The 11,990-nt window shown below is 64.7% G+C and carries 9 protein-coding genes and 1 tRNA gene; 6 read left to right on the forward strand and 4 right to left on the reverse strand.

Going from position 1 to position 11,990, the window contains the following annotated elements:
* Positions 1-60: 60 nt before the first annotated feature.
* The 5 genes from lon (at position 61) to TZ53_RS17265 (ending at position 4,320) form a co-directional block, all read left to right on the forward strand.
* The gene (gene lon, locus TZ53_RS17245) at positions 61-2,457 is read left to right on the forward strand and encodes an endopeptidase La (protein ID WP_044662086.1); all 2,397 of its coding nucleotides are present in this window, start codon (positions 61-63) and stop codon (positions 2,455-2,457) included.
* Between the two features lie 176 nt (positions 2,458-2,633).
* Positions 2,634-2,906: an HU family DNA-binding protein gene (locus TZ53_RS17250; protein ID WP_007688799.1), complete on the forward strand. Its 273-nt coding sequence runs from the start codon at positions 2,634-2,636 to the stop codon at positions 2,904-2,906.
* Positions 2,907-3,193: 287 nt separating this feature from the next.
* Positions 3,194-3,270: transfer RNA gene (locus TZ53_RS17255), tRNA-His, on the forward strand.
* A 158-nt stretch (positions 3,271-3,428) separates the two neighbouring features.
* Entirely contained in the window at positions 3,429-3,800 is a 372-nt protein-coding gene (gene hisI, locus TZ53_RS17260) for a phosphoribosyl-AMP cyclohydrolase (RefSeq protein WP_044662087.1), read from the forward strand.
* Positions 3,787-4,320 (forward strand): hypothetical protein, encoded by a 534-nt coding sequence (locus TZ53_RS17265; protein WP_044662088.1) that lies wholly within the window; start codon positions 3,787-3,789, stop codon positions 4,318-4,320. The genes hisI and TZ53_RS17265 overlap by 14 nt, the downstream gene beginning before the upstream one ends.
* A gap of 56 nt (positions 4,321-4,376) precedes the next feature.
* On the opposite strand, the gene TZ53_RS17270 is transcribed toward TZ53_RS17265, so the two are convergent.
* From TZ53_RS17270 to TZ53_RS17285, 4 genes are all read right to left on the reverse strand, one after another.
* Positions 4,377-5,573, reverse strand: coding sequence for an MFS transporter (locus tag TZ53_RS17270; protein ID WP_025549826.1), 1,197 nt, complete (start codon positions 5,571-5,573; stop codon positions 4,377-4,379).
* A 116-nt stretch (positions 5,574-5,689) separates the two neighbouring features.
* Complete coding sequence (locus tag TZ53_RS17275; RefSeq protein WP_044662089.1) at positions 5,690-6,367, reverse strand: L,D-transpeptidase family protein; 678 nt, start codon at positions 6,365-6,367, stop codon at positions 5,690-5,692.
* A 93-nt stretch (positions 6,368-6,460) separates the two neighbouring features.
* On the reverse strand, positions 6,461-8,728 hold the full coding sequence (locus TZ53_RS17280; protein ID WP_025549824.1) for an NADP-dependent malic enzyme: 2,268 nt from the start codon (positions 8,726-8,728) through the stop codon (positions 6,461-6,463).
* 10 nt (positions 8,729-8,738) lie between these two features.
* Positions 8,739-9,662, reverse strand: coding sequence for a LysR family transcriptional regulator (locus TZ53_RS17285; RefSeq protein WP_025549823.1), 924 nt, complete (start codon positions 9,660-9,662; stop codon positions 8,739-8,741).
* A 91-nt stretch (positions 9,663-9,753) separates the two neighbouring features.
* On the opposite strand from TZ53_RS17285, the gene TZ53_RS17290 reads away from it, so the two are divergent.
* Complete coding sequence (locus TZ53_RS17290; protein WP_044662090.1) at positions 9,754-11,850, forward strand: malate synthase G; 2,097 nt, start codon at positions 9,754-9,756, stop codon at positions 11,848-11,850.
* Positions 11,851-11,990 lie beyond the last annotated feature (140 nt).

Genomic DNA, 11,990 nt, shown 5'->3' on the forward strand with positions numbered 1-11,990 from the left:
GACCATCCCCATAAAGGCGATGAACCGCATGACTGGGTGGAATGTCACCCCGGAGAGTGAATGACTACGCAATATCCCCTGCTTCCTCTGCGCGACATCGTCGTCTTCCCGCAGATGATCGTGCCGCTGTTCGTGGGCCGCGACAAGAGCGTGGCCGCGCTCGAATCGGCGATGGAAGGCGACAAGGAAATCTTCCTCGTGTCGCAGCTCGACCCGGCGGAGGATGATCCGGGCCAGGATTCGCTCTACGACACCGGCGTCATCGCCGTGGTGCTGCAATTGCTGAAGCTGCCCGACGGCACCGTTCGCGTGCTGGTGGAGGGCAAGCAGCGCGCCCGGCTGGACGGCATCGGACAGGCCGACGGCCATATGGTCGCGGATGTGACGGCGGTCGAGGAAATCGACGCCGAAGGGCCGGAGGCCGCCGCGCTGATGCGTTCGGTGGCGGAGCAGTTCGAAAATTACGCCAAGCTCAACAAGAAGCTGCCGGCGGAAACCCCCGTGCAGTTGCGCGAGATCGAGGATGCGGGGCGTCTGGCCGATGCCGTCGCCGCCAACATCAACGTCAAGGTCGCCGACAAGCAGTCGCTGCTGGTCGAAGCCGACCCGGTCAAGCGCCTCGAAATGGTCTTCGCCTTCATGGAGGGCGAATTGGGCGTGCTCCAGGTGGAGAAGAAGATTCGCGGCCGCGTGAAGCGGCAGATGGAGAAGACCCAGCGCGAATATTATCTCAATGAGCAGTTGAAGGCGATCCAGCGCGAACTGGGCAATGGCGATGGCGAAGAAGGCGACGAACTCGCTGAACTCACCGAGAAGATCGCGAAGGCCAAGCTGAGCAAGGAAGCCCGCGCCAAGGCGACGGCGGAGCTGAAGAAGCTCAAGGGCATGCAGCCCATGTCCGCCGAAGCCACGGTGGTGCGCAACTATCTCGACGTGCTGCTGGGCCTGCCCTGGGGCAAGAAGGGCAAGGTCAAGACCGACCTCAAAAAGGCGCAGGCGATCCTCGATGAGGATCATTTCGCGCTGGAGAAGGTCAAGGACCGGATCATCGAATATCTCGCGGTGCAGGCGCGCACCAACAAGCTGAAGGGCCCCATCCTGTGCCTCGTCGGCCCTCCGGGCGTCGGCAAGACCTCGCTCGGCCGTTCGATCGCCAAGGCGACCGGGCGGGAGTTCGTGCGCCAGTCGCTGGGCGGCGTGCGCGACGAAGCGGAAATCCGTGGGCACCGCCGCACCTATATCGGTTCGTTGCCGGGCAAGATCGTGACCAACCTCAAGAAGGCCGGGACGATGAACCCGCTCTTCCTGCTGGACGAAATCGACAAGCTGGGACAGGATTTTCGCGGCGACCCAGCCTCCGCGCTGCTGGAGGTGCTGGACCCCGAACAGAACAGCAAGTTCCAGGATCATTATCTGGAGATCGACGTCGACCTTTCAGACGTCATGTTCGTGACCACCGCCAACTCCCTGAATCTGCCGCAACCTTTGCTCGACCGCATGGAGATCATCCGGCTCGAAGGCTATACGGAGGATGAAAAGGTCGAGATCGCCCAGCGGCATCTGCTGCCCAAGCAGATCGACGCCCACGGCCTCAAGGAAGGCGAACTCGACGTCACGGAGGAGGCGGTTCGCGATCTGATCCGCTACTACACCCGCGAAGCCGGCGTCCGCACGCTGGAGCGCGAAGTGGCGCGCCTCGCCCGCAAGGCGCTGCGCAAGATCCTCGAAGGCGCCTATGACAAGGTGACGATCACGCCGGACAATCTGGCCGACTATGCCGGCGTGCGTAAATTCCGCCACGGCGTGGGTGAGGAAGAGCATCAGATCGGCGCGGTGACGGGCTTGGCGTGGACCGAGGTGGGCGGCGAACTGCTGACCATCGAAGCGGTGACCGTGCCCGGCAAGGGCGCGATCAAGACCACCGGCAAGCTGGGCGAGGTCATGAACGAGTCGGTCCAGGCCGCCTTCTCCTATGTGAAGGCGCGCTCGCCCGGCTATGGGATCAAGCCCAGCATTTTTACCCGCAAGGATATCCACATCCACCTTCCCGAAGGCGCGGTGCCCAAGGATGGCCCCTCGGCAGGCATAGGCATGGTGACGACCATCGTGTCGACCCTGACCGGCATTCCGGTGCACAAGGATGTGGCGATGACCGGTGAAGTCACGCTGCGGGGCCGCGTCCTTCCTATCGGCGGCCTCAAGGAAAAGCTGCTCGCAGCGTTGCGGGGCGGCATCAAGACGGTGTTGATCCCCGCGGAAAACGAGAAGGATCTGGCGGAGATTCCGGCCAATATCAAGGAAGGGCTGGAGATCGTTCCCGTGTCCCATGTCGATGAGGTGCTGGCCCGCGCACTGATGAGCAAGCCGGAAGCGATCGCGTGGACCGAGGAGGATGACCTTGCCGCCCAGCCGAACCCGGCGCAGGGGCGGGACGGGGAAGCGTCCATTCGTCACTGAGCTGACTAAGGAAAGCGGCGTCGCACGGCTATTCAGCAAGCTTTTACCATAAAATCTTGCTTGACCGGCCGCCGACGCCGCTTTCCCTTTGACAAGGCCCGAAAGCTGGGCCTTATTGCGCCGCCTACGCCGCGATTCCTAAACTATCCAAACAGCTAGAAGGGGGTTCCCAAGGCATGAACAAGCAGGATCTTATCAGCGCAGTCGCTGAAAGCAGCGGCCTTTCCAAGAGCGACGCCAGCAAGGCCGTCGAGGGTGTTTTCGACGCCATCACCGGAGCCCTGAAGAAGGGGGATGAAGTTCGTCTGGTCGGTTTCGGCACTTTCTCCGTTTCGCAGCGCAAGGCCTCGACCGGCCGCAACCCGCGCACGGGCGAGACGATGACGATCAAGGCTTCGGCTCAGCCCAAGTTCAAGGCCGGCAAGGGCCTGAAGGACTCGGTCAACTAAGGATTTTCAAGGGGCGCTCCCCGGCGGAGCGCCTCGGTCCGTTTTCGAGCCGGCATCGCGGTTGGCGGAATTTTTATCGGAGAGAGACTGCCGGATTTGAGCGCGGCAGCAGGGAGCGGGGCTCTCATGCGCGCTGATCTTCCCGGGCATGAAAAGGGGTGGGAGCATCACGCTTCTCACCCCTTTTCTTTTTATTTCGGCATTGCGGCTTTTTCCGCATCAGGCCGCTTGACGGCGCGGGAAGGGCCGCATATGTGGCCCTTCTCTCAAGGGGCACAGCCCCTGTGGCGATCGTAGCTCAGTTGGTTAGAGCGCCGGTTTGTGGTACCGGAGGTCGCGGGTTCGGATCCCGTCGATCGCCCCATTTTCCTTCTTCGCTGGATGAATTTGCGTGAGGGGCGCCCGGTCGCCTTCGTCCCTGGTTCACGCTCAGCCAGTCGAAACTGCTCTCCTTCTTTCCCGCGACGGCTCTTCATCATTCAGGGCTTCGCACGAGGGCCACCGCCCTCTATAGCCGCCTTCATGGACGAAGCACGTGACCGGGGACTGACCCTCAATCCCAAATATGACAAGGACGGCCTGATCACGGCCGTCGTGACCGATGTGGACAGCGGGGAACTGCTGATGGTCGCGCATATGAATGCGGAGGCGCTTCAGCTTACCCGCGATACCGGCCTTGCGCATTTCTGGTCGCGCAGCCGCCAGTCACTTTGGAAGAAGGGCGAGACGTCCGGCCATATGTTGCAGGTGCGCGATCTTCGCATCGATTGCGACCAGGACGCTGTCTGGGTGAAGGCCCTACCCGCAGGTCCCACCTGTCACACCGGCGCGCGCTCCTGCTTCTTCCGCCGCATCGGCCCGGAAGGCCTGACAGCTGTCGATGCGGCCGACTAGCCTTGCCGCATTGCTGTTGCTCGCGGCGTGCCAGCGTGAGGCTGCGCCCGCACAGGGGCCGCGCGAAACCGGCATACAGACCAGTTCCGGCCTCGAACGTGCAGCGATCGAAACCGGCGTGATCGCTGATGCGGCCAAGGTGCCTGCCATCGGCCTCTACCAGCGCAATCATGAAGCCGGTCGCGATGCGCTTTGCGTAGTCCCGGCCAAAAATGGCGACTATCGCTTCGGCCTGGAGGCGACCTTCGGGGAGGATCAGAGCTGTGCAGGCAGGGGCTCCGCGCGGCCAGCGGGCGACAAGCTGATCCTCAGCTTCTCCCATAGCGATCATTGCATTGTGGTGGCCCAATATGACGGCGATCAACTATCGCTGCCGGGCGTTGTCGACATGAACTGCGCGAGTGTCTGCAAGGGAAGGGGCTCCCTCGAAGGCGTCAGCTTCCCCCGCGTGGCGAGCGACGCCGCATCGGCTTTCCAGGCCCGCGACAGTGGTGGCGGGCTGCTATGCGAGTCGGACTAGACGCTTCGGACCCTGTCATGCTCCGGCGAACGGCGGAACGCGGGATGTTGAAGGACTTACTCGCAGGCTACCGCCGCCAAGCGCAATGACCTTTGGCGCAGGTTCAAGGCCAGCAGGAAGACCGCCAAGCCCCCCAAGGCTAATCCCGCGCCGATCCACCCGGTCGATGTCAGGCCGTAGCCGGCCGAGATCGCGAGCCCGCCAAGCCATGGTCCCAGCGCATTGGCGACATTGAAGGCGCCGTTATGCGCCGCCGCCGCCAGCGTCTGCGCATCGCCCGCCACGTCCATCAGCCGGGTCTGCAACACGCTACCCAGGCCCCCGCCGCAGCCGATCAGGAAGATCACCAGCGACAGGCTCCAGATATTGCCAGCCATCAGCGGGAACAACGCCAGCGACGCCGCGCTCCACAGCAGCACGCCGATAGCGGTCCGATTCGGCGCCCGATCCGCCGCCGATGCCGCAACCAGATTGCCGATCGTCAGGCCTATGCCGAAGATCGCCAGCACCACCGGCACCAACTCCTCGGACACATGGGTCACGGAAATCATCGTCGAGGCGACATAGGTGTAAACCGCGAACAGGCCGCCGAAGCCAATAGCGCCGGTCAGCAGCGTCAGCAGCACCTGCGGTTCGCGCAACGCGCCCAGTTCGCGCATCGGGCTGGCTTCCGGATCGCCGGCGTCGCGCGGCGCATAGATCGCCACCAGCGTCACCGTGATCACCGCCAGCAACGCCACGATGCCAAAGCCCCAGCGCCACCCCAGCGCCTGCCCCGTCCAGTTCGCCACCGGCACGCCGACGACGGTGGCGACCGTCAGGCCCGTCATCACCTGCGCCACCGCCAGCGCGCGCCGGTCATTCGGCACCAGGGACGCCGCCACCAGCGCCGCGACGCCGAAATAGGCGCCATGGGGCAGACCGCTCAGGAAGCGGAACAACAGCATGGTCGTATAGTCGGGCGACAGGGCGCTGAGCGCATTGCCTATCGCGAACCATGCCATCAGCCCGATCAGCAGCTTCCGCCGGGGCAGCCGCGCGCCCAGCACGGCGATCAGCGGTGCGCCCACCACCACGCCCAACGCATAGGCGCTGATGGCATGGCCCGCCATGGGTTCGCTGATACGCAGATCGCCCGCGAAAAAGGGCAGCAGGCTCATCGCCGCGAATTCGGTCGTGCCGATGGCGAAGGCGCCCATGGAGAGCGCGAGAATGACGAGAGCGGGGTGAACCGCGCGGCTGGCCTGCGCCATCGGTTGCTCCATGTTGCGATGCGATAGGAATGCCGTCCGCACATGATAGAGTTGCGGATTGAAATCAAGTTATGATCACATGACTTTATTGCAATTACGCCAATAAGTTGCGCAACTCACATGGCCTGTCGGGCCTGGCTGGTGTCCAGCATCCTGCCATTGGTGATGACGACCAGGTCGCCCACCTTGGCCACGCCGAACAGCTTTCTCGCGAACGGCTTTGGCACGCCGATGCAGCCATGGGTGGCATTGCCCCACTGGACGTCGCTGCCGTGGATCGCCACGCCGTCGCTGGTCAGGCGCAGCGTGTAGGGCATGGGCGCGTTGTTGTAAGTCCGCGAATAATGATCGGCGTCCTTTTCCGTGATCGGGAACGCGCCAAGCGGACTGGGCTTGTCGTCCGCGCCATAGAGGATGACCGCCGATCCGATCTCATAACCGGCGCGGAATACCGACAATGTCTGCGCCTTGAGGTCAACGGTGATGATGACCCGTCCGGTCGCCGGCGCGCCGCTTTCGTCCCAGACATAATCGCCATGGCGGAAGGGGCCTTCGATGGGGAGCACCCGCCTGACCATCAGGGCGTGCGGATCGACCGCGAGGGGCTGGGCGCGGGTGCGCTCGACCGGTGGGGATGACCTGGCCGGCTCCGGCGCTTCACTCCTTTGAGCGCTTGTCCTGTCCTGCGGAGGGAGATCGCGCCCGCGGCCGAACGACAGGCCCAGCAACAGCATCACCGCCGCCGCACCGCCGCCGATCGCCAGCTTCACCCGCGTCGAAACCCGTCCCGCCATGAACCGTCCGTTACCCCAGATCGTCGTCATCCGCGCGGAGGCGGGGATGACGACCAGTAGCAGCCCAAGCCATTGCAGAAAAAGGTTAAGGCTTCAGCCTTCCCGTTCCACCTCCGCCGCGGCTATGGCGGTAAGGTTCAGGATGCCGCGCGCCGTCACGCCGGGCGTCAGCACATGGATCGGCTGCGCCAGACCGACCAGCATCGGCCCGACCGTGGGCGAACTGGAGGAAGCCGACAACGCCGTCAGCGTGATGTTCGCCGCGTCGAGATTGGGCATGACCAGCAGGTTGGCCGGCCCCTCGAACCGCGAATCCGGGATCAGCCGCTCGCGCAATCCCTGGCTGAGCGCTGCATCGGCATGCATCTCGCCATCGACCATCAGTTCCGGCGCGGCCTTCTTCACCAGCTTGAGCGCCTCCCGCATCTTGCGGGCGCTGGGGGAATGGGACGCGCCGAAATTGGAATGCGACAGCAGCGCCACGCGCGGCGTCAGCCCGAAATGCTTGAGTTCAGTCGCGCCGAGCAGCGCCATTTCCGCAATCTGGTCGGGCGTGGGATCGGGCACCATATGGGTGTCGGTGATGAACAGCGCGCCCGCGTCCAGGATAAGGCCGGAAAGCGCATAGACCCGGCTGTTGCCCGGGGTGCGGTCGATGATGCGCAGCACATGCTCGACCTCGCCCCAATATTCGCTGTTGCCGCCCACCAGCGCCGCATCGACCCGTCCGGTGCGCAGCAGCATGGCCGCGGTGACGCTGGGCCGGCGGTAGACATGGCGCACGACCTCTGCCGAGGAAACGCCGCGCCGCGCGGCGACGGCGCGATACGCCTCGACCAGTTCGCCCATCAGCAGATGGTCCGTTTCGGGATCGACCACCTCGACATCGCGATCCAGCGCGAAGCTGAGGCCGAGGTCGGGCAGTTTCTGGTTCAATATGCGCCGGCGCGCCACGATGATCGGGCGGACGATGCCTTCGTCCAGCGCATCCTGAATGGCGCGCAGCACGCGCTCATCCTCGCCCTCGCCATAGGCGATGCGCCGCTGCGTTCCCCGCGCTGCCTCGAACACCGGCAGCATCAACTGGGCCGACCGCGTATTCTGCTGCGTGAGCTGTCGCTTATAGGCTTCCAGGTCGAGCTGCCGCTTGGCGACGCCGCTGTCCATGGCCGCCTTGGCCACGGCGCAGGCGATCTCCGCGATCAGGCGCGGGTCGAAGGGGGTGGGGATGATATAGTCCGGCCCGAACACCAGCTTGCGCCCGCCATAGGCCTGGGCGACGCTGTCATGGGCCGGCATGCGGGCGAGATTGGCGATGGCGTCGGCGGCGGCGACCTTCATCGCCTCGTTGATCTCGGTCGCCCGCGCATCCAGCGCGCCCCGGAAGATATAGGGGAAGCACAGGACGTTGTTGACCTGATTGGGATAGTCCGACCGCCCAGTGGCGATGATCGCGTCGGGCCGCGCCTCCCGCGCCACTTCGGGGCGGATTTCCGGCTCCGGATTGGCGAGCGCGAAGATCAGCGGATTGGGGGCCATCAGCGGCAGCCATTCGGGCTTCAGCACGCCGGGCGCGGAAAGGCCCAGGAACAGGTTCGCCCCCGGCAGCACGTCGGGCAGGGTCCGCGCATTGGTGGTGCGGGCATAGCGGGCCATGTTCGGCAACATGCCCTCGCGCTCCGAATGGATGACGCCGTCCTTGTCGGTCAGCGTGACATTTTCTTGTCGGAGGCCCATCGACACCAGCAGGTCGACGCAGGCCAGCGCCGCCGCGCCCGCGCCGGAGGTGACGAGCTTGGCATCCGCCAGCGTCTTGCCCTGCAACACCAGTGCATTGCGCACCGCCGCCGCTACCACGATGGCGGTGCCATGCTGGTCGTCGTGGAAGACCGGAATGTTCATCCGCTTCTTCAACTCCGCCTCTATGGCGAAGCATTCCGGCGCCTTGATGTCCTCCAGATTGATGCCGCCGAAGGTCGGTTCCAGCAGGGCGACGGCGTCTACGAATTTCTCGGGATCGGTGGTGTCGACTTCGATGTCGAATACGTCGATGTCTGCGAATTTCTTGAAGAGGACGGCCTTGCCCTCCATCACCGGCTTGGAGGCCAGCGCACCGATGGAGCCCAGGCCCAGCACTGCCGTTCCGTTGGAGATCACCGCGACCAGATTGCCCCGCGCGGTATAGTCCATCGCCTTTTCGGGATCTGCGGCAATGTCGACGCAGGGCGCGGCGACGCCGGGCGAATAGGCCAGCGCCAGGTCGCGCTGGTTGACCATGCGCTTGGTCGGTTCGATCCTCAGCTTTCCGGGTTGCGGATAGCGGTGATAGTCTAGGGCGGCGCGCCGGGTGTTTTCGTCCATGAAATGGCCCTTAAAGCCGCTTTTCCGCGCGGGCAATGCCCGACCGCTCCCATGGCGGGCTGGGGGCATATAGTCCGACAAGAAAATCAATGAAGGCGGTGATGGCGAGTGGCGGATTATTCTGTGGCAGATGAACGGCATAGAGGCCGACATCCGCCGATCCCTCATGATCCGGCATGATCTGCCGAATATCGCCCCGCTCCAGGGCGTCGCTCACGTCCCAGAGCGAGCGCAGGGCGACGCCCACCCCGGAAAGCGCCAGTTCCCGGACCATTTCGCTGCTATTGGTGCGGACATGGCTGTCGCCCTCGATCAGGACCGGGCCCCTGGGTCCGAGCAGGCGCCAGGGCAATTGTCCCTCCGCCGCCAGCAGGCGGTGCTTGCGAAGATCGGCGGCGGTCTGCGGCATGCCGAAGCGCGTCAGATAATCGGGGGCAGCGCATAGCACGCGCCGGTTGGTCGCCAGCCGATGAGCGGCAAGGCCCTGGCCTGGATCGGCCGTGATGCGGATGGCCAGGTCCGCGCGGGTCGCCAGCAGGTCGGCATAGTCGTCCGACAAATCTATCTGCATCCGGACCTTGGGGTGCGCCTCCAGAAACCGGCCCAGATAGGGTGCGACGTGCATGCGCCCGAAGGATGTCGGCGCGGATACCCGTAGCGTCCCTGTCGCCTCCGCCGAAGCGCCGGAGACGCGCCGCTCCGCCGCGTCCAGCGCGGCCATGATCGCGCGCAGGTCTTCATGCAGCCGTTCGCCGGCCGGAGTCAGCGCCAGCCGCCGCGTCGTCCGGTGGATCAGCCGGGTGCCCAGCCGATCCTCCAGCCGGACCAGCCGCTTCGACACCATGGCGGGCGAGACATGCAATCTTCGTCCCGCCGCCGCCATGCCGCCTTCGTCGACGATCGTCGCGAAAAGATCATAATCCGGGTCCATCATTTGTTTCACCAGAGGAAAATCTGAATTCGAATAATATCATCTACCGCGCATAATGCACCCCGTCTATGGTCCCGTTCAAAGGAGACCATCCATGACCAGCATGACCGATCGCGCGGGCCTCAAGGTCGCGCAGCAACTCGCCACCTTCATCGAGGAGCGCGCGCTTCCCGGCACGGGCATCGATGCCGGTGCTTTCTGGCGTGGCGCCGCCGGGATCTTCGCGCAATTCGCGCCGGAAAATGCGGCGCTGCTGGCCAAGCGCGACGCGATTCAGGCGCAGATCGACGGCTGGCATCGGGAAAGGGCGGGCCAGCCTGTTGACGCTGCCGCCTATCAGGCATTCCTGCGCGACATCGGCTATCTCGTCCCCGAACCTGCGCCGTTTCAGATCGGCAGCGAAAATGTCGATGAGGAAATAGGGCGCCTCGCCGGACCGCAGCTGGTCGTTCCCATCCTCAACGCCCGTTTCCTGCTGAACGCCGCCAATGCGCGCTGGGGCAGCCTCTACGACGCGCTCTACGGCACCGACGCGATTCCCGGCGCGGCGGCCGGCAAGGGCTATGACGCGCAGCGCGGCGCGCAGGTCATCGCCTGGGCGAAGGCCTTCCTGGACGAAGCGATACCGCTCGCCAACGGCTCCTGGGCCAAGCTCGCCAGCGACGACATCCAGCTTGCCGATCACGGCCAATATCTCGGACGGAGCGAGAAGGGCCGACTCTTCCGCCATAATGGCCTGCACATCGAAGTCGTCTTCGATCGCGCGCACCCCATCGGCAAGGACGATCCGGCGGGCATAGCCGACGTCATCCTCGAATCCGCGCTCACCACCATCTGCGATCTCGAGGACTCCGTCGCCGCCGTCGACGCGGAGGACAAGGTCGCCGCCTATTCCAATTGGCTCGGCCTGATGCAGGGCGACCTCACCGACACGTTCGAGAAGAACGGCGCCATGATGACCCGCGCCCTCAACCCCGACCGCGGCTATACCGCGCCCGACGGCAGCACCTTCACCCTGCCGGGCCGCAGCCTGCTGTTCGTCCGCAATGTCGGCCATCTGATGACCACGCCCGCCGTCCTGCTCGCCAACGGGCAGGAAGCGCCCGAAGGCATTCTCGACGGCATCGTCACCACGCTGATCGCCCTGCATGATCTGAAGCGTGAAGGCGGCAACAGCCGCACCGGCAGCGTCTATATCGTCAAGCCGAAGATGCACGGCCCCGAAGAAGTCGGCTTCACCAACCGCCTGTTCGACGCCATCGAAGACCTTCTGGGCCTCAACCGCCACACCCTGAAGGTCGGCGTCATGGATGAGGAGCGCCGCACCTCCGCCAATCTGGCCGCCTGCATCGAGGCGGTGAGGAACCGCATCGTCTTCATCAACACCGGCTTCCTGGACCGCACCGGGGACGAGATGCACACATCGATGCGCGCCGGCCCGATGATCCGCAAGGGCGAGATGAAGACCAGCGACTGGATCACGGCTTACGAGGACCGCAACGTCCAGATCGGCCTCGCCTGCGGCCTGTCGGGCCGCGCCCAGATCGGCAAGGGCATGTGGGCCGCGCCGGATCGCATGGCCGACATGCTGGACCAGAAGGTCGGCCATCCCAGGAGCGGCGCCAACACGGCCTGGGTTCCGTCCCCCACGGCGGCGACGCTGCACGCGACTCATTATCACCGCATCGACGTCTTCGCCCGCCAGGCGGAACGCAAGGCCGAAGCCATCGCACCCCTCGACAAGCTGCTGGCCATTCCGGTCGCGCAGCCGGGCCGCAACTGGTCGGAAGAGGAAATCGCCCAGGAACTGGACAATAACGCGCAAGGCATCCTTGGCTATGTCGTCCGCTGGATCGATCAGGGCGTCGGCTGCTCCAAGGTTCCCGACATTCATGACATCGGCCTGATGGAAGACCGCGCCACGCTGCGCATCTCCTCGCAGCATATGGCGAACTGGCTGCTTCACGGCGTCTGCACGAAGGAGCAGGTCGACGCCGCCTTCACCCGCATGGCCGCCAAGGTCGATGCCCAGAATGCGGGCGACCCGCTCTACCGGCCGATGAGCGGCAACCCGGACAGCCTTGCCTGGCAGGCGGCCCGCGCCCTGGTCTTCGAGGGCGTGGCGCAGCCCAACGGCTATACCGAACCGCTGCTCCACAAATATCGGGCACTGGCCAAGGCGACGGCTTGAGGCTGTGGGATTGAGGCGGATGGCTCATCGTGCCGCCTGTCCTGCCAGCAGCACATAGCCCTTTTCAGAATTTCCTGCCCAGCTATGTTGGGCAGGAGCCGGCGGCGTTCTATCAAGTCATTTTCATCCAACCCTGCCTG

The sequence above is a fragment of the Sphingobium sp. YBL2 genome (genome assembly GCF_000943805.1).
In the GTDB taxonomy this organism is placed as follows: domain Bacteria; phylum Pseudomonadota; class Alphaproteobacteria; order Sphingomonadales; family Sphingomonadaceae; genus Sphingobium; species Sphingobium fuliginis.